The organism is Saccharopolyspora sp. NPDC002686, assembly GCF_040295745.1.
GTDB lineage: Bacteria > Actinomycetota > Actinomycetes > Mycobacteriales > Pseudonocardiaceae > Saccharopolyspora > Saccharopolyspora oryzae.
Genome location: NZ_JBEOVY010000005.1, coordinates 24,731 through 51,445 on the forward strand (window position 1 = coordinate 24,731; position 26,715 = coordinate 51,445).

At 67.0% G+C, this 26,715-nt stretch carries 19 protein-coding genes; 6 read left to right on the top strand and 13 right to left on the bottom strand.

Features of this window, described 5'->3' with window-relative positions; translation table 11 throughout:
- Positions 1 to 55 precede the first annotated feature (55 nt).
- Positions 56 to 1,843 carry a sensor histidine kinase gene (locus tag ABTZ89_RS01495; RefSeq protein WP_351038840.1) on the top strand — a complete coding sequence of 596 codons (1,788 nt, stop codon included), beginning with the start codon at positions 56 to 58 and terminating at the stop codon, positions 1,841 to 1,843.
- Here ABTZ89_RS01495 and ABTZ89_RS01500 read toward each other — a convergent pair.
- From ABTZ89_RS01500 to ABTZ89_RS01525, 6 genes are all read right to left on the bottom strand, one after another.
- Positions 1,830 to 3,977 (bottom strand): sensor histidine kinase, encoded by a 2,148-nt coding sequence (locus tag ABTZ89_RS01500; RefSeq protein ID WP_351038842.1) that lies wholly within the window; start codon positions 3,975 to 3,977, stop codon positions 1,830 to 1,832. The two genes, ABTZ89_RS01495 and ABTZ89_RS01500, sit on opposite strands and share 14 nt — an antisense overlap.
- Before the next feature lie 205 nt (positions 3,978 to 4,182).
- Complete coding sequence (locus ABTZ89_RS01505) at positions 4,183 to 4,458, bottom strand: hypothetical protein (protein ID WP_270946389.1); 276 nt, start codon at positions 4,456 to 4,458, stop codon at positions 4,183 to 4,185.
- Positions 4,459 to 4,743: 285 nt separating this feature from the next.
- Positions 4,744 to 5,097: a hypothetical protein gene (locus ABTZ89_RS01510; protein ID WP_351038844.1), complete on the bottom strand. Its 354-nt coding sequence runs from the start codon at positions 5,095 to 5,097 to the stop codon at positions 4,744 to 4,746.
- A gap of 890 nt (positions 5,098 to 5,987) precedes the next feature.
- Entirely contained in the window at positions 5,988 to 6,653 is a 666-nt protein-coding gene (locus tag ABTZ89_RS01515) for an alpha/beta hydrolase (protein WP_351038876.1), read from the bottom strand.
- A gap of 1,332 nt (positions 6,654 to 7,985) precedes the next feature.
- Positions 7,986 to 8,564, bottom strand: coding sequence for a helix-turn-helix transcriptional regulator (locus ABTZ89_RS01520; RefSeq protein ID WP_351038846.1), 579 nt, complete (start codon positions 8,562 to 8,564; stop codon positions 7,986 to 7,988).
- Between the two features lie 249 nt (positions 8,565 to 8,813).
- Positions 8,814 to 9,776: a hypothetical protein gene (locus ABTZ89_RS01525; protein WP_351038848.1), complete on the bottom strand. Its 963-nt coding sequence runs from the start codon at positions 9,774 to 9,776 to the stop codon at positions 8,814 to 8,816.
- Positions 9,777 to 10,114: 338 nt separating this feature from the next.
- Between ABTZ89_RS01525 and ABTZ89_RS01530 the strand changes: the two genes are divergently transcribed.
- The 3 genes from ABTZ89_RS01530 (at position 10,115) to ABTZ89_RS01540 (ending at position 14,407) form a co-directional block, all read left to right on the top strand.
- A complete protein-coding gene (locus ABTZ89_RS01530) occupies positions 10,115 to 10,459 on the top strand; it encodes a hypothetical protein (protein WP_351038850.1) in 345 nt (114 codons plus the stop codon).
- A gap of 202 nt (positions 10,460 to 10,661) precedes the next feature.
- Positions 10,662 to 13,424, top strand: a complete 2,763-nt coding sequence (locus tag ABTZ89_RS01535) for an AAA family ATPase (RefSeq protein ID WP_351038852.1) — start codon at positions 10,662 to 10,664, stop codon at positions 13,422 to 13,424.
- Between the two features lie 680 nt (positions 13,425 to 14,104).
- Positions 14,105 to 14,407, top strand: coding sequence for a hypothetical protein (locus ABTZ89_RS01540; RefSeq protein ID WP_351038854.1), 303 nt, complete (start codon positions 14,105 to 14,107; stop codon positions 14,405 to 14,407).
- Here the strand turns inward: ABTZ89_RS01540 and ABTZ89_RS01545 are convergent, their stop codons facing one another.
- Positions 14,408 to 17,077: a helix-turn-helix transcriptional regulator gene (locus tag ABTZ89_RS01545; RefSeq protein WP_351038856.1), complete on the bottom strand. Its 2,670-nt coding sequence runs from the start codon at positions 17,075 to 17,077 to the stop codon at positions 14,408 to 14,410. It abuts the gene before it with no gap.
- Between the two features lie 425 nt (positions 17,078 to 17,502).
- Between ABTZ89_RS01545 and ABTZ89_RS01550 the strand changes: the two genes are divergently transcribed.
- Together ABTZ89_RS01550 and ABTZ89_RS01555 are read left to right on the top strand one after the other, a co-directional pair.
- On the top strand, positions 17,503 to 17,976 hold the full coding sequence (locus tag ABTZ89_RS01550; protein ID WP_351038858.1) for a DUF6069 family protein: 474 nt from the start codon (positions 17,503 to 17,505) through the stop codon (positions 17,974 to 17,976).
- A gap of 54 nt (positions 17,977 to 18,030) precedes the next feature.
- On the top strand, positions 18,031 to 19,533 hold the full coding sequence (locus tag ABTZ89_RS01555; RefSeq protein ID WP_351038860.1) for a hypothetical protein: 1,503 nt from the start codon (positions 18,031 to 18,033) through the stop codon (positions 19,531 to 19,533).
- Between the two features lie 293 nt (positions 19,534 to 19,826).
- Here the strand turns inward: ABTZ89_RS01555 and ABTZ89_RS01560 are convergent, their stop codons facing one another.
- From ABTZ89_RS01560 to ABTZ89_RS01585, 6 genes are all read right to left on the bottom strand, one after another.
- Positions 19,827 to 22,235, bottom strand: coding sequence for a right-handed parallel beta-helix repeat-containing protein (locus tag ABTZ89_RS01560; RefSeq protein WP_351038862.1), 2,409 nt, complete (start codon positions 22,233 to 22,235; stop codon positions 19,827 to 19,829).
- A 149-nt stretch (positions 22,236 to 22,384) separates the two neighbouring features.
- Positions 22,385 to 22,912 (bottom strand): type VII secretion system-associated protein, encoded by a 528-nt coding sequence (locus ABTZ89_RS01565; RefSeq protein ID WP_351038864.1) that lies wholly within the window; start codon positions 22,910 to 22,912, stop codon positions 22,385 to 22,387.
- Positions 22,913 to 23,010: 98 nt separating this feature from the next.
- Entirely contained in the window at positions 23,011 to 23,922 is a 912-nt protein-coding gene (locus ABTZ89_RS01570) for a glutaminase (RefSeq protein WP_351038866.1), read from the bottom strand.
- A gap of 102 nt (positions 23,923 to 24,024) precedes the next feature.
- On the bottom strand, positions 24,025 to 24,516 hold the full coding sequence (locus ABTZ89_RS01575; protein WP_351038868.1) for a type VII secretion system-associated protein: 492 nt from the start codon (positions 24,514 to 24,516) through the stop codon (positions 24,025 to 24,027).
- Positions 24,517 to 24,539: 23 nt separating this feature from the next.
- On the bottom strand, positions 24,540 to 25,124 hold the full coding sequence (locus ABTZ89_RS01580) for a type VII secretion system-associated protein (protein ID WP_351038870.1): 585 nt from the start codon (positions 25,122 to 25,124) through the stop codon (positions 24,540 to 24,542).
- A gap of 241 nt (positions 25,125 to 25,365) precedes the next feature.
- Positions 25,366 to 26,667, bottom strand: a complete 1,302-nt coding sequence (locus ABTZ89_RS01585; protein ID WP_351038872.1) for a YrhB domain-containing protein — start codon at positions 26,665 to 26,667, stop codon at positions 25,366 to 25,368.
- Positions 26,668 to 26,715: the final 48 nt, after the last annotated feature.

Sequence of the window (26,715 nt, forward strand, 5' to 3'; positions counted from 1 at the left end):
GTGCCCTGGTGGAGGCATCACCGCGGCCTAGGGTTGGGGTCGTTCGGGGGGAGTGATGCGCGGGAAGGGTCTGGTCGCGCCGTTTCACTGGTTGGTGTTGGTCGGATTCGTCGTCCTGACCTACATCACCGTGGTCGGCGGTGCTGCCCTGCTCTTCGGGGCCGGGCGGCCGATGATGGTGCCCGCGTTCCTCGCCGCTGCGGTGTGCGTCGCTGGTCTCGCCGTGCTGGACCGGCGGATCGGGCGGCTGCCACCGGCACCGTCGACCGAGATCGCCGCGGTCGCCGGGAAGCTGCCCGCCACGGGCTCCTGGGAGCAGACGCTGCCGACTCTCGCCCGCATTCTGGCCGAGAGCACGCGCGCGGAGCACGCTTCGCTGTGGCTGATGGCCGGCGGCCGGTTGGTCAACTCGGCAGCTTGGCCGTCGGCGCTGGCCGGCACCACGCACACCGTCGCCGACATCGACGCGCTTCAGGCAGTGCCCGGGGTGCGGCATGTGGTGCCGGTGGTGGACGGCCACATCCAGCGCGGCGCGCTGGCCATCGGCAAATCCGAGTCCGCGCCCGAAACCCAGGAGCGGCGGATGCGCGACGTCGCGAAGGGCACGGCTCTGCTGCTGCGCAGCGTTTCCCTCGCGAACGAGTTGCAGTCCCGGGTGCGGCGCGCCCAGGAGTTGGCGGACGAGCTCGACGCCTCGCAGCAGCGGCTCATGCACGCGCGCGATATCGAACGCCGCCGCCTGGTCGGCGACATCGGCACCGTCTCCGAGGACGGGCTCAGCGCCATCCGCACCGAGATCCAGCAGCTCAGATCCGCCCTCGACGCAGATCCCGAATCTGCCGCGGAGGTGCTGACCAGGTTGCGCGCGACGTTGGAAGGCGTCATCGAGCGGTTCCGCGCCGTGGTGCGCGGCGTCTACCCCAGCGTGCTGCGCGATGGAGGCCCGCTGGCTGCGCTGCGCGAGCTCTGCGCCGACCTCGGCCGACCAGTGCGGGTCACCGGCGAGCTGACTCGGCGGGTGGACTGGGAAATCGAGTCGGGCCTGTACTACCTGGCCGCTTCGGCGGTCCGGCTGTTCACCGGAACCGAGGACGACCCGGTGCTGGTGCACTTCGCGCAAGAATCCGACCGGATCACCGTGCGCATCAGCGCGCCGACGCCCGCGGAACCGGCCGACCTGGGAGCCGCGCTCGCCAACGACGACGACCGCATCGCCGCTCTGGGCGGCGAAGTGCGCTGGAGCCAGGACACCCGGATCAGCGTGGTCGGCTGGCTTCCGGACCAGCTCACCCCGGTTGTCGAGGAATCCGCACCCGAGCCGGCGGAGTCCGGGGCCGCGCCGGACGGCGTCGAACCGCTGCCCGACCGGATCAATCGACTCTTCCAGCTCGTCTCCGACGCCGTCGAGGTCCGGATCCCGATCAGCGCCGAGGCTCCCCCGGAGCGGGCGGCGCTGGATGCCCTGGATACCGCTGTGCGGGACCTGCCCGCAGGCGATCCGCGCCGCGCGGCGCTGATGTTCGAGCTGGCGCAGATCCGCAGCAGTTCACACGACCTGCTCGAAGAAGAACTTCTCGATCTGCTGCGCAACAACGGCACCGCGCTGTCCGAAGACGACCGGCGGGGAGCGGCGCGACTGCTCGGCGCGGTCGGCCGCGCCCCGTGCACCCGGCTGGCCTTGCCGGTGGGCAGCCCGCCGCAGGAGATCCAGCGGACAGCCGGTGCGCAGCTCGAGCACTGGCGCAGCCGTGCGGAGAATCCGCTGGCACCGCGGGAAGTGCGGGAGATCTGCCGGGGTGTTGCGCTGACCTGCGAGGGGCTGCTGCAGATCAAAGCGGAATGAACCCCTCCACCACGGTGCCCTGCTCCGGTGCGGAGCGGACGGTGAGCCGACCGCCGACCGCACCGGTGCGGTCGGCGATGTTGTGCAACCCTCGCCCGGCGTCGTCGCCGCTGGTGTGGAAACCCGGACCGTCATCGGCCACCTCGAAGTGCACCCCGCGGTAGTCGTCGCGGATGGTGACGGTCACCGCGGCTCCCGGCGCGTGCTTGAAGGCGTTGTTGACCGCTTCCAGGCAGGTGAAGTAGACCGCTGTTTCGACCTCGAGCGGGAACCGACGTCGGGCCACCGCTTCGTCGAGCCTGAGGGCCACCGTGGGCTGATCGGCGCCGAACTCGGCCGTCAGCGCCGCGGCCAGCCCGTGGTCGGCCAGCACGACCGGGAACACCCCGGCCGCGGTGTCGCCGAGCACCCGGCGCGCCCCCTCCAGCTGCGCCAGCAGGTGGTCCAGGCGACCGCGAGCGGATTCTGGCCGGTCGTGGGTGATCTCGTGCTCCACCGACCCGACTGCCATCTGCAGCGCCACGAGGTGGTGCTGCGCCCCGTCGTGCAGGTTGCGTTCCAGGCCCCGGCGCTCGCTGTCCATGTCGGCGATGGCGCGGCGGCGCGACTCGGCGATCTCGTCGGCCCGCTGCAACGCGGTGTTGAGCTGCTCCTCCAGTTCCAGACCGAGCCTGCTGTTGTGCAGCACCGGACCGAGGATGCCCACCAGGTCGTCCAGCAGTCGGTCGCGCTGCCCCGGGACGTCGGTGGCGCTGGTCCGGTCCACCACGAGCGAACCGATTGCCGCGCCCCCGAACCTCACCGGCAGCACGACCGGTTCCGGCAGCTCCGCCTGATCAGCCGGCCACCGGAAGCACCGCTGGCCACCGGACACGTCCAGCCGCAGTTCGCAGAAGTCCGCGCCCAGCCCGCGCGCGATGACCTCCGCCAGGTCGGTCAGATCCGGGTGGTCGCGGCCGCTGGAGACTTCCGCGACCTGCTCCAGGACCGTGGCGGGCTCCGGGCGGCGGCCGAACACCAAACGGTCCACCAGCCGTTCCGCACCCGTGTGCACGGGCAGGAAGACCAGCGCGGCCACCACGACCGCCGCGAGCATCCCGATGACGGCGTTGATCGGTTCGACTGCGGCCAGCACCACGAGTGCCGCGCTGCCGACGAGAAGGACCACCAGGGTGTGCACCGACGCCCGGCTGAACAGGTGCTCGGTCTCCCACGGGCGGGTTCGGCGGGTCACCGTGATCAGCGCGCACGGGACCACCGCGAAGACCAGCCGGGCCGGCCAGAACACCACGGCCAGCGACTCGGGGTAGGGCTTCCCCGGCTGGCGCACGGTCGGGTCGAACAACGTCAGCCCCGGCGTGCGCAACGACCACAGCAGTGCGGTGACCGCGCCCAGCACGGTGATGACGATCAACGCCACGGCCAGGGCCTCGCACAGCAACCGCGACTCGCGCCGCATCTCCGGGGTCGGGCCGGTGCGGGCGTGGTGCCGCTGCGCGAAGACCCCGACGACCGACACCAGCAGCCCGAACAAGATCACGAAGCCGATCGTGTGCGGGTAGTTCACGGTGGAGATGGCCAGCAGATAGAGCACCCCGGCGACGCTGACGCCGACCGCGACCCGCGTCGGCCAAGACGTGAGTCCGATGCGGCCCAGCCTGCCGGCCGGGAACACCACCAGCGCCAGCACGTAGGCCACGCCGCCGACGACGTGCAGCAGCAGCACGTGCCACCAGCCGATGTCGAAGTCGAAGGCGGTCTCGACGACCGGTGCCGAGGCGTGCGCCTGGAGGTTGACCGCCCCGGCCGTGGCCACCAGGGCGATCGTGAGCAGCCGGGTGGCGACATCGCGCCTGCCCGACCGCCAGAGCGCCGCGGCGACCACCAGGTTGAGCAAGCTGAGCAGGTAGTCCAGTAGCGCCAGCCCGGCGAGTTCGCTTTGCTCCGCACCGGCGAGCAGCCCGCGCGCCCACCGGGCGTCAGACACCACCAGCAGGTCGTGGAAGCCGGGCGAGTAAGCGGCGAGAGCGGCCAGCGCACCGATGGTCAGCCATGCCGCGGTCAGCACCACGAATCCGGCGAGCACGGCGTTCAACACCGCGCGGCCAGTCCGTCCAGCGGTGCGCTCGGTCATGGGCTTCTGCCCCCACGTGCCAGTGTCCGCCCCGCAGCGCCCGGAGCAGTAGGTCATACGGCCCTATCGAGAAGATCGTCAACGACGTCCGGGCACAGCCGAGCGACTGACCTTTTGCGGGTCGGGAAGTTCGGCTCCGTCCGCTGCGGGCACCGCCCGGCTACGCAATCGCGACCACGTCCGCCGTGGACAGATCGATCGGCGGTCAGGCCGCCACGTGCAGCGATGTGTTGTAGGCGAGCGTGCCGCCCGCGTGGTGCAGGCTGCGCGCCAAGGCGGTGGCGTGGTCGTTGGCCTGCGCCAGGTGCGGGCCGACCGTTGCCCAGCTGGCCAGGTCCCGGCGGGCCTGGTCCGCCAGGCGGCCGACCAACTCGGCGATCGCGGCGAGATCGGTGAGGACGGCCACCGGGTCGGTGCCCGCGAACAGATCCGCGGCGCCGAGCGCGGTGCGGGCGTCGGTGATGTGCTGCTGCGGGTTCATGGCGGTCGCCCCCTTCGGCTTCCCGGTGTTGTCGATACCCAAATGCTCCCGCTGCCCTCTGACAATTCCGATGGAGCGCGCCCCCGAACCGCCGGTGCACGACCACCGGATTGCGGTGGGGTTCTCCCCACCCGACCGAGCGAGACGCTCAGGTTCTGCGCAGTCAAAGGTGACTTGGAACTGCTTGACGGACGCCATCGGCGCGGGAAAGGGCCGGGCCCGGAGATGCAATTCCCGGACACGACCCTCAGCCGCTAGCGGTTGTTCAGTTGCGCGGTGTATCTGTCAGTACCAGTCCGACCCCATCCACTGGTTGATCTTGGCGTTGTTGTCGCCGCTGCCGTCGTTGCTCTGGTTGATCTTGGCGTTGTTGTCGCCGCTGCCGTCGTTGCTCTGGTCGACCTTGGCGTTGTTGTCGCCGCTGCCGTCGTTGCTCTGGTCGACCTTGGCGTTGTTGTCGCCACTGCCATCGTTGTTCTGGTCGACCTTGGCGTTGTTGTCGCCACTACCGTCGCTGCTCTGAGTGATCACGGCGTTGTTGTCAGCATGCGCCGGGGAGGCGGCCATAGCAGTGGCTGGCATGAATCCAATAGCGCCGATCGCGGCAGCGATACCGATGGCCCGGGTCGTCTTGTTCATGGCTATCTCTTTCGGGTTGATGATGCACCGAGTCCGGAGGGAGGACCTCTGGGTCGTGTCTCTTTTGTGCTTCCTTCACGGCTTGGTTTTTCTGTTCCGTCGCCGATGAAAAAATGGTGCACTCAGGCGATCCCCGCTTTCGATGGGGAGTTCCCCCTGAATTGCCAGGGAGATCCCCCGAACCCCGAGTGGGGCCTCCCCCATCCCGTGGAAGAGACAACCCGAAGGTGACGGATCAGCCGGCCGCTCAGGATCTCGAGCAGAACGGCCGAAATTCAGTCAGGCTAAGCCGAAAGCGCAAAGGGAGCAGCCCCGTAGAGGATGTCTCGCTCGGATCTTGGTCGGCGTTGCGGGCATGATCTTGGTTCGTGGTCGATGAGTTGTCACCGGCGTCATTCCCCTGTCCGCCCTCGGGCCGACCCCGATCGTGCCGCTGCTCGGCGACCGGCTGCTGACCACGGCCCTCGGCGCGACGCTGGCCTTCCTCGCCGCGTTCCTGTTGCGGCCCAGGCCCTCCGCCGATTCGGTTCGTGCCGAGCTGGCCTCGATCCTTCGGGCGCTGGCCGAGGTGTCCTCCGATGACCAGGAAGAGGAAGGCACGCAACGGCACGCCATTCTCACCTGCGTGCTGGACACCGGGAACAACTTCCGCCGAATCCTGCCGGAGGTCCGGAACGCGCCGTCGGTCGCGGGACTGTGGCCGGTTTACCTGGCACTGCAACGACTCAGCTTCCAGCTGGCGGCCACACCTCCGTCGAGACTCGACTGCGAGCGAGGACGATCCATCGGCGCACCACGAATCGGCTCTGCTGCAAGGCAGACTTCGCGACCACCAGGGCAGTCCCGTCGGAAACGCCGTGCTGACCCCGATCGACGCGCTCGAGGTTGCGTCATGCGAAGGGATGCAAGGCGCGGCGGAGCGCGGCGCGGGTTTCAGCGGCCTGACGCCGGGACACCGCTGCTCCCGTGAGCACCGCCGAGCGGTGGAACGTCCCGGGGAACAGGTGCAGCTCGACGGACACACCCGCGCGCAGCAGACCGGAGGCATAAGCCAAACCCTCGTCCCGCAGCGGATCGTTCTCGTACACCGACACGTACGCCGGCGGAAGCCCGGAAAGATCGTCCGCCCGCGCTGGCGCCGCGTACGCGGGAACCTCCCCACTCCACCCACGCAGGTAGTGCCGCCAGCTCAGCACCGCGTCGGCGTGGTTCCACAGCGGTGTCTCATCGAACGTGCGTGCCGAGAACGTCTCGACGCGATCGTCGACTTCCGGGGCATCGAGCACCTGGAAGCACACCGGCGGGCCACCCCGATCCCGAACCAGCAGCGTCAGAGCCGCGGCGAGCCCACCACCCGCGCTCATGCCGTACACACCAATGCGCGCAGCGTCCACGCCGAGCAGCTCAGCCTCCGACGCCGTCCAGCGGAGCGCGGACTCGCAGTCCCGCAACGCCGCCGGATACGGATGTTCAGGGGCCAGGCGGTAGTCGACGGCGCAAACGACCGCAGGCACATGTGCGCACAGGTCCACCGCCTGCGCGGTGAGGGACTCCAGGCTTCACTGGATAGCAAGCACGCCGCCAGGCATGACCATTTGACGAGACGTAAAGGAGTCCACGAATGACGTGCTCGGCGCGAACCATCCGCCACAGATCACAAAAAGAGGATCCCCGCAGGCTTTGACCTGCGGGGATCCTCTCTACCGTCGGGACGGCGGGATTCGAACCCACGACCCCTTGACCCCCAGTCGAGTGGGCGGTCAGCGGCATGCTCAAGTTCGTTCTTCGAGGTCACTTCATAGTGTACTCGGCAAAGTAAAGGAGTCCACCAGCGCGGGAGGTCCCCACCTTGGCTGCCCGACCGCACCTGAGCATGGCCGCCTCCCTTCGACCGAATGGGAACCGGCCTGGTTCAGTGTGGGGCGCTGCACTGAACCAGGCTCACGATCGAGCGAGACCCAGGTGTCCTCAGTGGATATACGACCCCGAAAGGTGAGGGCGAGGCTCCCAGGGGTCGCCACCTCTTCCTTCTTGGGTCCCAGCCCGAGCTCGATGCAGCCGACTGCTCGGCAGGCCGTCGTGTGCATCAGTGCGATCGAGCCCTGGCGACGCCCTCGGCCCGATCCGCCTACGCCACGGCAGCGCTGGTTCCGTCGCTGATCACAGCCACCAACCGCTGCGTCCGGGCGTATCGGTCGACCAGCGACATCGCTGGCGATGGCCCGGCTGACCTGCGCCACGCCCGGCGTGCAGGCGATCGAGCCCTGTCCCGGTCCACCAAGATTTGTTCCGCTCACGCGCGCCCACCCTGGGTCAATGAGAAATGCGGATTTATTCGGGACGATTTTTCGCCCGAAGGGGCAACGTCTGGCGCCACACATTGCTGGGACATCTATTCTTTCGATAAAATTTATTTCACGACTTGGCGCGTAGCGACGCCATTCAAGGGATCCCGCCAAAGGAAGATGAAGACAATGCGTAAACTTCTAGCGAGCACACTGCTCGCCGCCGGCATGTTGGCCGCCGGCGCCCCGATCGCGGCGGCCGAAAGTTTTGCGGGAGTATATCCCAACTTTGATTCAGCAAAGGCCGCATGCGAGCAGGGACGCGCGGAGCACCGGTGGACCGGATGCAGCTATCAGCCCTATCCAGACGGCCAGGTCGGACTCTGGGTTGGCTGATCTCCCTCACGTTTTACCGTTGCGAATGACGAGTCCTCCTCAAACTCGTCATTCGCAACGTCACCGGATGACAGGGCCGCCGTTGCCAGAAAACTCATGGTCCCTGTCTTCAATCCTTCTTGAGATGCGCCGCCGCGCACAATCGCCCACCCTCGCAACCCGCACTGATGAAGTCGTCCATGTCTGCCGAGCGCGATCCAGCCGTGCTCAGATCACTCCGGCGCGCAGCCCGTAGGCGACCAGTTGCGAGCGGTTGCGCAATTTCAACCTACTCGTCATCGCGTGGATGATGTTCTTGACCGTCCGCTCCGAGTAGCAGAGCCGGGTCCCGATCGCCCCGGTGCCCAACCCGTCCGCCAGCAGCCGCACGACGTCGATCTCGCGTCGAGTCAGGCCGGCAGCGTTCAGACCGTGCGGCGCCAGGACCTCTTCCTGCAGGCTCTGCACCTGCCGCAGCAAGTCGCCCAGCAATTCCGGCGGCAACACCCCACCGCCCTTCGCCGCGAGGCCGATCGCTTTGACCAACCGCTCCTCGGTCGCCGTGCGGCGGTGCAGCACCGCCACCACGCGGCACTCGACGGAGCCCAGCAGGTGGGCCCGGTCGAGCTCGCTGGTCACCAGCACCACCGGCGCGGTGGACCGAGAGGCCACCCGGCGGATAGCGGCCATGACCTCGGTAGTGACCCGATCGGCGGCGAAGACCACCACGTCCACCTCTTCAGCGGGTTCGCCCTTCGCGACGAAGATTTCGACACGCCCCATGAGCATCTGCGTCAAGCCGTTCATCGTGATGGGATCCGCTGCGCATACCGCCACCCGCACAGCGGGTTCCTGCGCCCCCGGTGGATCCACCGGGGGCGCAGGTGATTCAGACTGGGACATGTGCTCATCCTCCGAAGTGCGAGCAGTGCGGCGAAGAAGGCCAGAGCGGAGCTGCCGCTAGATCGAGCCGGAACCGGCTCTACGGACAATGTGCTCGTCGGTGGCGTCTCCGATTCGCCGGATTTGGTTCTCATGAGTCCTCGTCCAGCGCGGTCAGCTGGAAGGATCGAGCAGTTGGCGCAGCGCACGGTCCACAATGACCGTGGATACCGGCCCCAGGGGCCGTTCGGCGGTCCGGATGTGCGCGAGAAACCGCTCGTCGGGGGCCAGCCCGTACTCCTCGAGGTAGTAGGCGATGGCTTCTGGCCACAGCCACACACCGTCGGTTCGGAAGCCGATCGGCACCACCGAACCACGGCCTGGCTGAACCACATCGATCATGGTGGTGTCGGTGCTCACCAACACCTGGCCGGCTCTCAGGTGCGCGAGCACGTGCTCGCGATCCGCCGGTTCGGTCAGCCTTGGGTGGTCATCGAGACTCGGGCCTCCTAGCCGATCGACTCGGTTGAAGACGTTCGCGATGAACAGTTCGGACGGTTCAGCCACAGACCAGACGAGCTCGCCGCTGTTACGTGCCGCCCGCTGGTAGCTGGGCGCCTCGCTCAGCCCCACGACTTCGATGCGCGGCACGTCGAGCCGATCGGCGACTGCCACGTGCAGTTCAGCGCTCAGCCGGGCATGGTCGCCACCGTCGGCTTCCACCACGTACACCGGGTACAGCGGCCCACCGCTCCACGACATCCGCCAGGAAAGCCAAAGCCCGCGAGCAGCCGGGGTCACGTCCAGCACAGCGACCAACGCGGCTGTCGCGTCGTCGATGTCCGAATTCGGCCGCTCCGGGTTCCACACGAACCTCCACGGCGAGGAGAAGTCGTGTTCTGTGATCCGAATGCCGCTGAACAACGCGGTTGCGGAGTCATCGACTAGCTCGCTCAGCAAGCCCGCTTGTTCGATGGTCACCGGCACCTTGCGCTGGACGAGCTGCAGACAAACGGCCAGAGCGACATCGCCGACCATACCGGCAGCGAGCTGCCGACGTGCGGTCGCCATGAATTCGTCCGGCACGCGGCCCGCCACGTGTAGCAAGAGATCGTGCATCCGATCTACATAGGACACCGCACTCACCTCCGTTGGTCAGGTAGACGCTGGCACGGACCACGTGGCGATACCCCGTTTCTCAGTTCCGGCCGACGTGGATTTCGGTAAAACCCTCACGAGAGACTCCGCAGCGAGTGGTTTCCAGTCGGACCTTGGTCCTTGCCGTGGTTCACAACGCCAGCGGTGTGATCGTGCGACCCACTGGTGAGTGGATTCCCGGTTCGGAGGAGCGCTGACTGCATCCTGCGGAACGAGCAGGTGCAGCGGACCTAGCTTCGACCCGTGCACGGGATCGACTGCTTCGGCAGCGTCCCAACCAACGGCATATGGCATGCCGATCACCGAGGGAGGCAGACATGACTGTCATCGACCACGGAATCGTCGCCCACGACCAGTCGGCATTCCTCACCGACTCACTCGACCGGGTGTTCTTCCACATGGGTTCGACCCTGGACAACGATCAAGCCGACAAGATCTCCGATCATCTCGCGGCCGGTGACAATGTGCGCGCTGCGCAAGCCCTTGCCGCAATCGCGGCCGCGGCACAGCGACTTCTACCGCACGACGACCGGCTCGCACTCCGCACGATCATCGAAGCGTACAACGGCGATCTCACCCACATCAGGGCTTTGGACGCGCAGGCGAACGCAGAAGTTGCCCCACCACGATCGAACGCGGTTCGCTTCCTGCGTACCGCATAGCTCGAGATCTCGAGTGCATTGCGCGACCTCGACGCTGAGGCAATCTCCAGCGAATGGAGCGACACGTTTCCGCAACATTCGGCGATCAACACACCGCGCTGGGAGGTTCGGGCTCGATCAATCGCCCGAATGGTGGATAGGATTCCTATCGACCGACCTCGCTCGAGATCGCCCTCGAGCATGAGCCACGATCGAGGTGCACTTGTCAGTCTCGAAAGTGCAGGACGCAGCTCCCCGCGAGCGCCTGGCCGGACAGCAACGAGTCCTCGGCAAGCTCCTGAGCGCCGTTGACGACTCCCAGACACCTCTCGTCCTACTCGCCGGCGCTGCGGGTAGCGGCCGCACATCCGTGCTCACCGCGCTCAGCGCTCAGCTACGGTCGCAGCAGGTACCCGTCATCCGCCTGCGGGCGACGTACCTCGATGGTCAGACCTGGTGGGGAGTGCTCAACCGGGTCAACTCGGAGCTCAACGAGCCAGCCGAGGTCACCCGGCTGCTCGCGCACCTGCTCAGCGAGCCCCCCAGCCCGACTCAAGCCGACTGGTTGGCGTCCGCGCTCGGCGAAGTTCTCACCGCACGCGGCAAATGCGTTGTCCTGATCGACGATGCACAGTACGTCGACCCGGCTACGCGCGCCGTGCTCGAACCACTCGCTCGGCGGCTTTTGGACAGCCAGGTCACGCTCGTGTGCACCATCCGGGATCACCCGAGACCGAGCACCTGGGCGGGCCACACGGTCGCGTCGGGCCTTGTGCGTAGCAGGTCAGCAGCAGTCCTACGGATCGCGCCTCTCACCGCAGCGGAGACCACCTCGCTGCTCGTGGAGAAATTGGAGGCCAGGCCCGCACGCCGTCTCGTTGAAGAGATCAGCCGGCTTGGGACGGGGGCGCCTGGGCCGATGTTGGAAGTAACCGAGCTCTACCGGAACGTCGGTGCGCTGTGCGTCGCCGATGGTACGGCGCATCTGGCCAGCAGGCACGCTCTTCCTCGGGTGCCGGACGACTCGCCGCTGCTCGTCGGGGTGCGATACCTGCCCAAGTCTGCCCAGCAGGTGCTGATGACCCTAGCGGCGCTGCATCCGTTTGACGGCGCGGACGTCGCTCTAGCAGCGGAGGCCACCGGCATTTCGGCCGACTACGTCGCGAAGGTGGTGGCCGCGGCGGTTTCCACCGGCTTGCTGTCACTCCATCGAGGACAGTTCGGCTTCCGTCCTCCGGTGCTCGCAGATGCTCTGGCCAGCCGCCTCATGCCATACGCCCGGCTCCGTGCGGCACAAGTCCTGCTCAACGCCGCGCAGAGAAGCAGCAGCATCGACCAGGTTCCCGCATTCGTGTACGACCGGATAGCCGAAGCAGGCTTGGCAGCCGGCTGCTCGAAATCGGCTTCGCTCCTGCTCCAACGCGGCATAGCGGTGCTGGCCTACGAACCTGACCGGGCCCGGCGGTGGATCGGTGCCGCAGCAACCCACTTCCGTGGTGCACAGCGGTGGCGTGCATTGCTCGCACTGGCCGCCGCACACTGGTTGGCTGGCAACTGGCAGGACGCCATCGAAACCATCACAACGCTGAAGCAGGAGACCCCCCGCCCGCTGCCACCAGATCTGCTGTTGGCAGCGGAGATCATTCAGATCACCAGCCTGGACTCGCTGGATGACACGGATGCGCTGAACAAGATCGTGGCCGATCCCGCAGACCTGCCGGCAGACCGCTCTGCTCAACGAATCGTCACAGTGGCGTTGGCCCTGCACTGCCTCGGCCGTTGCAGCGAGAGCAGTCAGCTGCTCGAGTCCACGTGGAGCACCTGGACGGCGGGAGGTGGTTCGACTGCTGGCACAGGTGGTTTCCTCCAGCACGCCAACGACTTCCTCCTGGGCCATCGCACCACGAGTGCGTATCTGGAGCACTGCCAGATCAGCACGGCTCACGGCGACGGGAAAGCGGACTTCCACACCTTGCGCACCGGTTCGGAGCTGGACCTGCTCCTCGCGGCCGAGGACCTCGTTGGTGCCCGCACCTTGCTGGCTGCGTCGGATTCCTTACCATTGACCGGCCCGCACAAGGCGCTGCTGTGCTTCCTCTCCGGAGACTGGGGCGACCAGCTCGATGACGCCCGCGACGACATCGCTACCAACACTGCCAGCGCGCCGATCCTCGCCTATGACACCGCACACCGTGCTTTTGCCCAGATAGAAATGCTGCGAGCGAGGCCATCCAGGGCGCGAGATCTCCTCGACCGCGCTCGTGGCGCACGGCCGAAGCTGAGCCACCTGTTGGACAGCACCGAGTCCGATCTGCTGCACATGCTCGGCGATCGTTCTGGCGCCGCTGAATCGCTTCGCCGCGGCCTGGAGTCGGCCGCAAGTACTGGCCTGGTCTTGGGCACCGACCGGCTGTGGCTGCGCCTGGCGGAGTTGTCGAGGGCCGATGGCGACATGGCACAGGCTCAGCGATGCGCCATCCAGTGCGGCAGGGTCGCTGAGAAAGTCGGTAGCGATGTCGCGCGGCTCAACCACCTGATCGCCAAATTCACCGCCACCGACGACCCCGCGGACGCGGCGGAGGCCCTGCGGCTGAGTTCGCGTCTGGACCAACCATTCGCCCGCGCTCAAACAGTGTTCCGCCTGTCCCAACTGGGCGCCGCGTCCAAGAACGAGATCTTGGAGGCCTACGAGATCTACGGCAGCCTCGGTGCACTGCTTCCCCGGGCGAACCTGCGTCGGCTCATGCGGGAACGCAAGATTCCTGTCCCGGGCCGGAAGGAGACCGTCGCCGAGCAGCAGTTCGTGCTCGCGACACTGGTGACCGAGGGCATGTCGAACCGGGAGATCGCCTATCTCCTCCACGACACGGAGAAGAGCGTCGAGAGCCGGCTGAGTCGCCTGTTCAAGCAGTCCGGCCACCGGTCCCGGGTAGGGCTTGCGACCGCAATACTCACCGGAGCCTTCACCGCGGACGTGAAACCCTGACCGCGCACCACGCATAGACCACTAGGACTCTGTGCTGCTGAAGGTTTCCCCATGAAACGGTTCCACCGCGTCGTCCAACCACAACCGGGCACCGCGATGCAGCGACACTGTGCACGCAGGCAGTCAAATCGACTGCGCGTGAGGGAATGGCAGTGGAGGCAAGTAGGCCGATGGTGCATTACTGCATCCCATTGTTCCTGCCAGGAGACGCGGCTGCCGCCGTAGCACGAAGCCGGCGCCTCCGAGCAAGCACGATGCTCGAACTCTGGGGGTTCCTGCTCAGCACACCTAATCCCGCATCGGCCAGCGATGTCCGGGATGCAACGCTGTCAAGGGTGCGTCTGGACCCGGTGCTGAGCTTCCGCAGGTACCTGCGAGCTATGGAGAGCTTCGGTCTGGCTACGAGCACGGTCGCACTGCATCGTGGCAGGCACAAGGTGTTCGCCGGGTGCTTCCCCGCAGCAATGCCCAGATCGGACCGCACGATGCTCGCGGTTTGGATCGACACTGCAGTCTGCGCAAACTGCCTCGGCCACGTACGTGCGCGATTCCTCGGGGGCTGCCCGGAACGTTCGACCGATCAACGTCAGCTTCCAGCGATTCCGACCCACGCACAGCACGAACTCAGGTGCATCGGGAGACTCAACATCCCCCGGGTGCGGTGGATCTGGGGACAGCTGATGACCAGCGAAACACCGCTATCCCGAACACGGCTTGCCGAGCTGATCCCACCGGATCAGGGCGCCGTCTCCGTCGAGACTCTGGGGCGATACCTGCACATCATGAGCAACGTCGGCCTGTCCGAGGTGGTCTCCTACCAACAAGGCGTGGGCAAGCTCTACGTAGGCAGCATACCCACCACTATCGGTCCCGGCGATATTTCCGCATTGCGGCCGTGGCTGAAGACGCTCCCCCAGCACGTCGCTGGCATCGTTGCCAGTCGCATCGCTCACTTCGTGATCAATGCGGCCGCCCCGCCCTGATCAATCCGGGATTCCCGGAACGCGTCCAGCCAGGCTCGCCGCCACCAGGTCGACCCTGGAGCGGCAACCGGTCTTGGTGAACAACCTCGTCAAGTGGCTTTCCACAGTCTTCTCCGTCACCTGGACGTCCCGGGCGATCTGCCGGTTCGTCCAGCCCTCCCGGAGCAACTCGACGATGCGGAGCTCGACCTCGGAGAAGGCCGCGCGCTCCGCACGAGCGCGCGGCACAGTCACACCCACGGAGCGCATCGCGCCAAGAATTCTGAGCAGCATGGGCCGGACCTCCATGCGCTTGGCCACCCGATACGCCTCGTGCAGCCACGGCCGCGGAGCTTCGCCGAGCCGTCCTACCATCATGCACGCCTTCGCCTGGAACAACGGGTGTTCCCGGGCCTGCGCGATCTCCGCGCACGCCTTGGCGCACAGCAAATTTCGGTGAGCGATCGCTTGCGCGAACAGAACTGTCTCCTCCGCAAAGGGCAGCACCCGGTGTTGCTGGAGCACTTCGAGCTTGCCCACCAGCTCTTTCGCCTCGCCCAACCGATCCAACTCGCTCGCGCACTCAACACCTCGGCTGAGCATGAAACCCGCCCAGAAACGCTGCCGATCGTTCAACCAGCCGTCAGCCCGCTCGCAAGCCTCGGCGGTATCGAGCACTGCCTGGAGCGACTGGGACAAACCGCCCTCCTCGATGGCCTGCCAATGGCTGGCCCACGTCCGCATGGCGGCGAAGCCATCGGCGCGCGACGCCGAAGCCAACCACTCGGCAGACTGCTTCCGGTCCCCCCTCATCCCTGACATCTCCGCAGCGAGGAACTTCGAGCGGTGGTGCAGCTGCGTCGGGACGGGACCGACGACCTCCAGCTCACGGCACATGGACAGGGCCTGCGGCCACCGGCCGAGCATGTAGTCGCGGGCCACCTGGTGGTAGGCGGCCACCGGCCCTTCGGCAGGGACGCCGTACCTCGATTCGAGGACGATCTCCAACACCATCTGCAGATCGCCTCCCAACCCCCGGTCGATGATCTTGGTGACGTCAGCCAACGTCACCGCACGTCCAGGGCGCAAACTTACGAGCGCGGCCTGACAGGCGTCGAAGTCACCGGCGAACGCATGCGCGATGAGATCCAGTTCGGAGTCCGTCAACAAAGAGCCACTCGCTGCGTCGCCGGCGCTGCTCGCCGTGACCGGAGGTCGGCTTTCGTTGTGCACGCCTTCACCGAACCACCAGCGTTCGAACGCAGCTCTCACGGTCCCGGCCTCGCCGGAGTACACCTGCTCGGCCACGGCAGACGGGGTTGGACGGCCGGTGTGCAACGCCGAGAGCAGTGACGCCGAGGCTAGGTCTGCGTGCACCGCAGGGCTGATCGAAGCGGCAGAAGCGAACTCCTCGACCAACCGGCCAAGGACGTCGAAGTGACCTTCTCCCAATGCGCGGTGCAGCGCCTTGGTCAACCCGTCGGCGAAGAGCGGGCTTCCTTCGGAAACCTCCCGAACCTCCCGTTTGACAGCCTCCCAGCGGTCATCCGGCCCTCCCCGAAAACCGCTGGTCCGCCGCGCGCCGTCCGACATCACCGAATCCCTGGCCAGGACTGGCTCGACGTAGGCGCCAGCATCGATCACCTCGTCGTAGATCGTCTTGGAAACCTCCGAGGCCAGGCCCTGGACAGCCGCGGCTTCCACCGCCGGGCACGCCGGACCGATCCTCCCCGCCTGATCGACCACCAGCAGGCCCGACTCGATCAATTCGTCCACGGCCCGCCCGAAGCGGTGGACGCCCTTGAGCACGGTTCTGGGGAGCGAGGCGAGCGCGGGCAGATCAAGCGGGCCCATCGCCGCCAAGAGCGTCAGAGTCTGCTCGACGAACGGCCCGAGTTTGCGGGCTTGTTGCAGCATCGGATGGCCGGGGTGTAGTGGAATCGGCTGATCAGCCCGGATGAGGCAGACGTGGTTGATCACCGTGGTCAGGCGGCCAGCTTCGCGCAACGCCTCCAGTGACCCCAGCACCGTGCCCGGATTGCCGGCGAGTGGACCCAGCGACGCGCGCAACGCGACGAGCAGCCGGTCGTCCACTTGTGCGTTCACCGCTTTGCCGATCATGCGGTCGATGTGCTCGTCAGGTAGCGGATCGAGGTCGAGCACGAGATCGGCCACCAAGGTCGCGTGGTCGGAAACGGCGACCGGCTCCACGCCGTTGGTGAGCGCAAGGACGATCAGGCAGCCCTCCCGACGAGCTGCCTCCAGTAGGGAGAAGTCACTGAGCCCGGTGGGCGCATCGAGTACGAGCACCACTCCCCTGCTCGACGTCAGACTCCGGAACAGCTTCCGCACCGCCGGCCCCAACGCGACCGCAGGTCCACTCGCCGCCAGCCGGGTGATCGCGTTGAGCGCGTGACTGACGCCCGGATCGCCGAACTCCTCGAAGTGCTCCCTCACGGCCTGCTGCAGGGCACCCAAATCCAACGAGTTGGGGGCGCCAGCACCGTCCTCCCAGGTGGGTTCGAGCACGACAACGCCTTGTTTGCGCCAGGACTCCGTCGCCGCGGAAAGCAGGGCCGTCTTACCCACGCCAGCCTCGCCCCGGACCAGCACGAATCCGCCCCTAGACGAGGCCCGAGGGCTATGGGAGAGCAGCGCCGCCAGTTCAGCCTCCCGACCGAAGAGCTCCACCGATGCCTCCAAACTCCTCGGGCGCAAGTCCGGCGCTGAAATCTCGGATGGCGAAACGTGCCTCGGCCGCGGACTCCTGGGACGCTCAGGAAGACGGGAGAACCCGCCACCGGGCGCTCGGTTCGCAGAATTACATCGTGATTGCGTTCGAGCAAGTTGTCACCAGTCGTTTCTCGACCTCGCGATAAAACCGAGACCAACGACGCAGAATATGTCTGAATTGTCTGGATGTGCTGCGATTGCGCTTACCGGAGCAACTGGTCTGACAACTGGTTCCTTACGCGTGACCAGGCCGGTGAATGAATCCCCGTCTTCTGAGGGCCGTCGACCGAGAACCAGCCGGAGATCTGCCCGTCCGACCTAGCGTGAACGGGCAGGTTCCACTCGTCCAAGGCATCGCCGCGGACTCGGACATAACGGGAGCGATGGACGCGATGAAGACCAACATGAAGACGGCGGCGCTGGGAATTGTCAGCTCGATCGCCGTGGCATCCGCGCTGAACACCGCGATTTCGCTGGCCGCACAAGGTTTGGGCGCCTCGCCCTCCACCGTCATCGGGCTGCAGCCCATGGCCTACATCACCCTGACGGCACTGGGCGTGATCGCAGCAGCCGCGGGATGGACATTGATCCACGCCAAGGCGAAGAACCCGAAGTCCTTGCTCGCGAAGCTAGTACCGTCAGTGCTCGTGCTCTCGCTGTTCGCCGACATCCCGCTGTTCTTCATCGACGGCGCCAGCGTTGTCGGCGTCGTGGCTCTCATGCTGATGCACATCGTGGTGGCCGCAGTGGTAGTTCCTGTCTTCGCCAGGACACTCCCGGTATCGGACCACGAGACCGACCGGGTGCCTGGTCCCACCCCCGCGGTGACGGAAAAGCTCAGCCAAGGCACCGCGTAATCCACTCCGCCACGGGTCCGGTCAGCACTTACGAGCCCACGAAGGTCTTCCGGCATGCGCAGCCACGATGTCCTGGAACATCCGCAACCGAAAGCGGGGTTGGTACCGGCACCTGAATCCGCCTCAAAACAGGTGCGCGACCTGGTCCTGGAGCAGCACGGGCCGTCGGTGCTGATCCTGCACACCGCAGACGGTGACGTGGCCGAGCACCAGCTGTTCCGCACGATCCCGGTCGCGGCAGGAGATGGTCTCGTGCTCGCATCAGCTCGCGCCATCCGGTCCAAGGCATTCCGTCCAGCGCTGCGCCAGGCATGCTGGATGGCGCTGGAAGCAGCCACTCCCCACCAGAGTTCGGGCCGCTCTCGGCTGTTCCTGGCACTGGCCGGAGCAGGCCAGGGTAACGGACGCGGCCAGGCACTCGCGCAGAAGATCTCGCGTGAATTCCGCGCGGATGTCTTCGCCCCGGACGGGCCGCTGACGTTCGTGCCCGGCAGTTCGATCTTCGCAGGCACCGACGACCACAGCTGGGTGCGGTTCTCCCCCGGGAAGGTCCGTGAACTGCGCGGTACTCGTTACCCTCGCCCCGAGTGGGAGAACCTGCTGCCCCGGGGGGTCGTCCGAGACGGCGAGTTGCACACCCGCCCGATACCGGCCGGACTGGCTGTGTCGGCTTCGCCGATGAGCGCCGCGTTCGCGATCAGCCACGTGGTGGCCGTCTCACACGTGCACCCCCGGTTCGTCCTCGGCTCCCCAGAGGACGAACCGATCGAGCCTCGACAAGTCGCGGCGTTGCTGTCCCGCTTCCCGTGGCGATTGCGACAGCGGATCCAACTCGTGCCGGCTGATCCTCGGACTGCCGTTGCCGAGTGGCTCGGGAAACTCGCCGCGCTCGCCGGCCACGACGTGATCAGCACCACCGGACTGGTCAGGACTTGGGACAGGTCGGAGTACGTGGTCGTCCCAAGCGGCCCCGAAAGCTCACCGTGGCAACCCTTTTCCACCCTCCTGAGGCACACTCCGGACGGGCAGGTGCTTCCGGTGCAAGCTTCCGCTCCGCCGCGCGGCTGGGTGGCATCTGGGCCCTTGCAGTACCGCAGGAGTTCTGCGGCCGGTCAGCAACCAGGGCCGCACGAAGTCGTGGCGAAGGTGGTGCCCTCCGGGCTTTGCCTGCTGCCCGCATCGCAGGCCGCAAAGCCCGGTTCCGCTGATCGACTGGCGTTCGAAGTGGATCACTTGACCATCACGCTCGGCTGGCCGTGCGCACCACTGCCCGAGGACATGCCTGCGGCGTTGCGGGACTTGTTGTCGGGTCTGCGGCACGAGCAGCTCGCGCGGGTGCGGATTCAGGTCCTCGGGCTCGCCGACGATCAGTTGCGCGCCGACCTTCGCGAGGTCGTCGACCTCGTGGGTGCGCCGATTCAGTTTCCGGTGTTACTCTCGGCCGACGACGACTCGGCGCGCTCCGCCGTATCCGAGGGGACCACCAACGCGGAACAGCTGGAAGCGACGGGAGCCGAAAGCTCCAGTGCGGGTGACGAACCCTCGGCGACACGCTAAGCGGCTGTCATTGATCCTGGGTTTTGATCTTTTTCTTGCACGCGCTGTCAAGCGCACAACCCACCCTCGGCGCTTGGACCGCCGCTGGTTGTCGGCGTTCGCCTGGCGAGGAAAGCCCCACACTGCGTGTATTGGCATACAACGAGTTGGACACCCGGAGTCCAGCTGGGCGCTGAGGTTCGATCGATGCGGCCGCAGCTGTTACGACGACGAATCTCGTCGCAGCAGGCGAATTCTGGACCGTTCGCAGATCCCGGAGCGTCTGTTCTCAATCCTCTTGCCCGGTCTCCGAATCAGGTGCCGACGGGATCGAGGTCTACGGCCTTCAGCACGGTCAGGTCCGCCGACTGCGCCGAGCTGTCCGCTGCCAGCCGGGAAGCCTGCCGATCGGTCATCCCCTCGAACACCCGCCGCGCGGTGCGGCCGTTGCCGAACGTGCCGTCCTTCGGGATCGCCTCGAAGTAGGCCAGCAACGCCTGCCCCGCCTCCTGATCGAGCTCGTAGTCGTGCTTGCGGCACTGCGACTCCACGATCGTGACCAGCTCGTCCGGGGTGTAGTTGGCGAACTCGATGGTGCGGCTGAACCGGGACTCCATGCCGGGGTTCGCACCGAGGAACTGCTGCATCTCCTTCGAGTAGCCCGCAGCGATCACCACAACGTCATCGCGGTGATCCTCCATCAGCTTGACCAGCGTGTCGATGGCCTCCCGGCCGAAATCCGGTCCGGTACCGCCGCGCCCGGAGCTGAGCGTGTAGGCCTCGTCGATGAACAGCACACCACCGAGCGCGCTGTTGAACGCTTCGGTTGTCTTGATAGCGGTACCTCCGATGATCTGCGCGACCAGGTCGGCTCTGGCCACCTCGACCAGGTGACCGGAGCGCAGCACACCGAGCTCGGCAAGGACTTCGCCGTAGAGCCGGGCGACCGTGGTCTTGCCGGTGCCGGGCGCACCGGCGAACACCAGGTGCCGGGCCATCGGTGGCGCGGACAGGCCGGCGTCCACCCGCCGCTTAGCCATCTTGTTCAGGTTGACCAGCGAGAGCACTTCCCGCTTCACGCCTTCCAACCCAACCAACCGGTTCAGCTCGCCTAGAGGGTCGGCTGCACTCGGTGCCCGATCGCGGACCTGCTGCACCGGCGGTTCGGCGTCCTGTTCGGCTGTCGCGGCGGCAGAACTGCCGTAGGCGTCCTGCGCACCGTTCCCACCGCTGACTAGGTTCTCCACGGTGATCTTCGCGGTCGGTCGCAGTTGGCGAACTCCGCTGCCTCGGTTCTCCCGGACCGTGCAGCCCGCCAGCCGCACCGTTTCCTCTGTTTCCAGCCGCACACCGTCCGCGGCGCCGTTGGTGAACTCCGACTCCACGACAGAGCCAGAAGCGCCTTCGTCGAACCGGCAGCCCATCCCGCCGCTGCCGTTGACCCTGCAGCGCCGCAAGGACAGATCCGCGCCCGATCCCGCGTACACGCCGTCGCCGGCCGATTCCGTGATGTCGCAGTCGCTGAGTGCCAGGGCCGCCTCGCTGACGCTCACCCCAACGGAGCCGGCGCGGCGCAGGCTCAACCCGGTGATCGAGGGCCGAGCGCCACTGAGGACTTCCAGGCCGGACTCGCCGGCCCGGTCGATCTCCACGTTCTCCATCCGGCCGCGGGCGCGTCCGTGCACCTGGATCGCCGCACCGTCGCTGCCGACGACCCGCAACCGGCGGAAGAACGGATCGGAGTCCTCGTCCACGCGGACGCCTCCGGTGCAGCTCAGCACCGTGGTCTTGTCGAACTCGGTGACGCTGCGTTCGGTAACGCCGATCCCGACACCATCCACATCGGACACCTCGCATCCGGTTACTTCACCGGAGGACCGGTCGGCGAAGAACAGTCCACGCCATCGCGAGCCGCGGACCTGGCAGGAGCGCAGGACCGGCGCGCAGGAGTTCGCGACGTACACACCCTCGGCACCGGCCTTCTCGACCGAGCAGTCCTCGAGTTGTACCGACTCCGAACTCGCCAGGTAGAAGCCGATACCGCTGCAATCGCTGACGTTGAGCCGAGTCGCGCTGATCTGGGCCTCCTGCTCCACCGCGACGGCAGGCTTGGCAGGGCCGGTCACGACCGTGTCAGCGACCACGAGGCGCCCCCGGCCGTTCAGGCAGATCCCATTTCCCGCGGCCCCGCGCACGGCGCAGGACCGCACGGTCAGGTTCCCGTCGTCGGCGACGACCACCGCAGAGGTGCCCAGTTCCAGCAGTTCGCAAGAATCCAGCACGCTCCCCGCGTCCGAGGTGACCACGACTCCGGCACCGACCTGGTTGCGGACCACGCACTCCCGCATCAGGACACTGCCAGAGCTTTGCGCGTAGATCGCCGCCCAGCCGCTGGAGCGCACCTCGCACTCGGTAAGGGTGAGCTGCCCGGTGGCCACCAGGACGGCCGGGTTCTCCCCGTCCATTGAGTCGACGGTGATCCCCGACAGCGCCGCGGCGTCCGCGGCCACCGCGACTGCGACGCCACGCTGCCCGACGATGCGCACCGTGCCCGCACCGTCCTCGGCGGTGATGGTGATCGCCTTGGTCAGCACCAGGTTCTCGGTGTAGCGACCAGGCCCCACCACGATCACCGAACCATCGGACGCGCTTTCGATCGCGTCCCCGATGCTGCGGTGCCCATGGCCAGTGCCTTGGGTGACCACGATGACGTTCTGGCTCACGTTCCCGGTTCCTCCATACTCACCGCACGGCGACACGCCTTCCTGCTTTGCGCCGCCATGACAGTCATAGCCGGTTCCGTCCGCGTCTCGCCCCGCAACAGCAGCTGACGCCACCAACATGGGGACTTCCCTCATGGATGCGTTCCGGTTCAAGTCTCGGTGCGCACCTCTCCGCGCTCGGCCATTGCCGACTCGGCCAAGTGCGCGCGCAGCGCATCCGCGCCGATCCGCATCGAGGCCTGCGAGTTCGGGTTCAACAACACATCGACCCCGCTGGCCGGCAAGGCATTGACGATCTCGCGGATGTCGGTACCGCGCCAATCTGCCGCCGTCGACCGAGCACGGTGCACCGCGGAGGTGACGACGAGAACAGAAGGAACGCCATCCGGTGCGCGGTCCAGGATCGCGACGCCTTGATCGTCCAGCGCGATCTCCAGCGCGCTCCCCTCCAGCACCGACAACAGCTGGTCGGCCCCGTAGCCGTGGCGCGAGATCGCCCGCAGCACCGCGTCCACTGGATCTGTCGGGGAGTCCGGGGTGGTGGGCTGGTAGGCGGGGTTCGCCCGGAACAGGCCCCAGGATCCATCCGGATAGGACGGCCAGCCACCGAGGACGAGCTCGGTCGGCACTGTGTCATCCGGAGATTCTGGCTCCCAGTTTTGGTCGGTCAGCAACATCCAACCGCCCCTCACGACGTCCGGGACCTCCGGCGTCTCCAGATCCGGATCTCCGCTCATCAGCGCCCTCCTCCCGGGAAGTTCGCGAGCTCATCAGCTCAGAAGACCGACCAGCCGGTCAGGGTGGTGAAGTGATCGAGAGCGGCCATCCCGACCACGGAATTGCCGCGCTTGTCGAGCCCCGGGCTCCACACCGCGACCGCACACCTGCCCGGGATCACCGAGAGGATCCCGCCACCGACTCCGCTCTTGCCCGGGACTCCGACGCGGTAGGCGAACTCCCCGGCCGCGTCGTAGGTCCCGCAGGTGAGCATGATCGCGTTGATCCGCTTGGCCTGCCGGCAGCTGAGCAGAGCCGAACCGTCCCGTCGAAAGCCACGGTCGGCCAGAAACAGAGCGGCCAGCGCCAGATCCCGGCAGCTCATCGCGATCGAGCACTGCCGAACGTACTGGTCGAGCACGGTCGCCACGGGATTGCGCAGAGTGCCATACGAGGCCATGAAGTGGGCCAGTGCGAGGTTGCGGTCCGCATGAGCTGCTTCAGAGGCCGCGACGTTCTCGTCTACCTCCAAGTCCGGATTGCCGCTTTCCTCGCGCAGGAACGCGAGCAGGTCGCCGCTGGCGTCGCCGACCATCGAGATCAGCTCATCGGTGACGGCAAGCGCACCTGCGTTGATGAACGGATTCCGCGGGATTCCCCGTTCGTGCTCCAACTGGACCAGCGAGTTGAAAGCGCTCCCCGATGGCTCGCGGCCGACCCGTTGCCAGAACGATTCGTCGCTGCCCGCGAGCACGAGCGCGAGCGTGAAGACCTTCGAGATGCTCTGCACCGAGAAGGGCGTTTCCCAGTCTCCGACGCCGAGGACGCTGCCATCGAGTTCGGCGAGCGCGATGCCGAAATGGTCCGGATCGACCTCCGCGAGCGCCGGGATGTAGTCCATCACCATCCCCGCGCCGCGCAGTTGAGCGGCCTCCTCCGCAACTCGTTCCAGCACCTTGCTCATTTCCATGAAGGATCACCACTCCCCTGCCGAACTCGTGACGAGTATCGGTTTCTACTCGCCGCCGTTCGGACGTACACCGGCGGTGATCAGTGGTCCGGGGGTATTCCCTCAGTTGCCGCTTCCGATGGCCTTGCGCAACTCATCGGCCCCGAGCCGGACTGACGCCGGGGCACCGGGGTTGAACAAGATGTCGACGCCTTCCACCGGCAGGAGGTCAGCCAGCTGCCTGGCGGTGATCTCCGTCCAGGCTGGGACTGTCAGCCGGTGCGCATGCGCCAAGGCGGTGACCACCAGCACGGTCTGTTGGCCGTCCGGATCGCGGGTGACGATGGCCGAACCCCGCTCGTCGAGACCGATGCAGAACGTGGCCTCGGGAAGCATCGCCACGAACTGGTCGGCGTCGGACTCCCCGCGCATGACGAGCCGGAGCGCGGCGTCGACTGGGTCGGTCGGCAGCTCAGGGCTCGACGGCAAGTAGGCGCGGTTCGAGCGGAAGTGGCTCACATCGCCTTCCGGGTCGATGTACCAGCCTCCGACGATCGCCACCTCCGGCACCTGCCCGTCCTCGGATTCGTAGCCGGGATCGACGATCAGCGTCACCAGACCGCCGTCCTGCGCGGCGTTCACGACTGACCGAACGGAGGCTCTGGCAGTGGACCACCAGCGGCGGCCTCTGCGACGGCTGCTTTGAACGACGTCGCGACGACCCGCATCGATGCTGGGGCGGCCGGGTTGACCAGCAGGTCAAGACCGGACTCCGGCAACGAATCGGCCAGGTCCTGTGCGCTGATCTCCTGCCAAGACGGCACTTCCAGCCGCCGGGCGTGCGCGGGAGCGGTCGCCACCAACACGACGGGGAATCCGTCCGGCGACTGGGTCACGATCGCCGCGCCCTGCTCGTCCAGGGCGATGCCGAACATGGCGTCCCGCATCGCCGACAGCACGGATGTTTCGCTGTACTCACCACGTACCACGAGCCGCACGGCGGCGTCGACCGGGTCGGTGGGCGAATCCTCGTCCGCCGGCACGTAGTCAGGGTTCGGCTGGAACGGTCCTGTGCTGCCGTCGGCTTCCAGCAGCCAAGCACCGATGACCGCCTCCACCGGCGGAGCCTCGCCTTCCACCGCGGGCCGCCACGCCGGGTCGAGAACAAGCACCCACTTCCGCTCGCCGACGCCCTCGGACACCGAGGTTTCGTCCTGCATCATCGCTCCTGTTCGATTGCCTGCCGGAATCACCTTCGCCTCCTAGAATCCCGGAACGGCAGGTTCTTCAGCTCGTCGTCGGTGTACCGGGTACCGGGGTGGTCGCGGGTCCTCCGGGTTCTATCGTCCGCGAGGTAGCTCTCCACCCATCCCATGTTGTTGTCGACCGACAAGGCGATCTCACCGCGGTCAGCTCGATCGTGCATCACAACCCGTCACCGGTGTGGCGAAACAGGGACTTCCCTCACCGGTGCGTTGCATAAGTGATGAGGAGTAGGCTGAAGGGGCTGTTCTCCAACTTTGGCACGGCGGTGGGGTTCTGGGGGTCCGCGATGCGGACCCGCCCGCCCTCGTTCGCGGTCGGCAGGAGCATTCCCACGGTCTCCCGGCCCCGGCGGTCCTTCCGGCGCACCCACACCACGGCGGCGGCGCCCGGTGGCAGCGTCGCCACCTCGGATATCACCCCGGCCCAATCGACGTGGTGGCTGGTGCCGAGAACCCGTCCCAGCTCCTGCATCGTCGGCCGGTACCAGGCGGCCGCGCCCGGGTTCGGGGGCGACGGCAAGTTCTGCTCGTTGGCGTCCCACCGTTCGAGGAACGTCCACGGATCCCCGTTGGGCAGCCCGAACGGTTCCTCCTCCGCGCGCTTGGGGACGACGAGCGCGGAATCGAGCAACTGATCGCGCCAGTCGCCGGTGCGCTTGAACGTCTCCGTGGTGCACGCGAACAGCCAGCCGCGGCGCAACTCGTCCTCGGCAGCCGGGGAAACGAGGGTGACCTCGCCGCCGTAGGTGGCGTTCAGCCAGGCCGTCGCCTTGGCCACCGCCGAGCCGACATCGGTGGCCGCGACCTGCCAGGGCGCCGAGATGGGTTCGGCGCTCGCGGGCTCCCGGTGGAACACCGCGACGGTCAGCTCGTGGACCTCCGAATCCTTCAGCTCAGCGGGCATCCCGTGCTGGGGATCGAGCACCAGCACCGCGCCGTCCACGTGCTTGGCGTACAGCAAGTGGCCGGTGACCTCGGCATCCCGGAACCTGCGGCGCAACCAGACCACCGCGCAAGAACCCGGTCCGGCGGCGGCGATGGCGTTGAGCGCGGCGGCCCAGTCCTGGTGCGTCGTCGTGGTCGCGTCCGGGAAGTGCTCCGCCAGCAGCCGGGTCCACCAGGCCGGCCGTTCGTCGGCCGGACGCCACGGCAACGCGCTCGCTCCGGCGCCCTGCAGAACGGCGTCGATGGCGACCACGCAGTTCCGGGCGTTGACCCGCCAGCGCCACGGTTCCTGCCCGGGCACGACCGGCCGTTGCGCAGGGGCGAGGTTGAGCAGCTCGTCGATCGGCGCCGAGTTCGAAACCGGGAAGGGCTCGCGGCCATCCTTCGGGACGGCGATCGTGCAGGCCAGCATGGGCTCCGCAGCGGCCTCGCGACTTCCGCACCCGACCAACCAGCTGTGCTCGCCCTCGGCGATCGGCGCCGTGCCGACGACACCGACGCGGCCCCCGTAGACGTGCTCCAGCCAGGTGGCTGCGGTGCTGATCGGGTCGATCATCTCGCTAACTGCTCGATTCTACGTCGACTGAAGAGGTTCGGGGAGGGG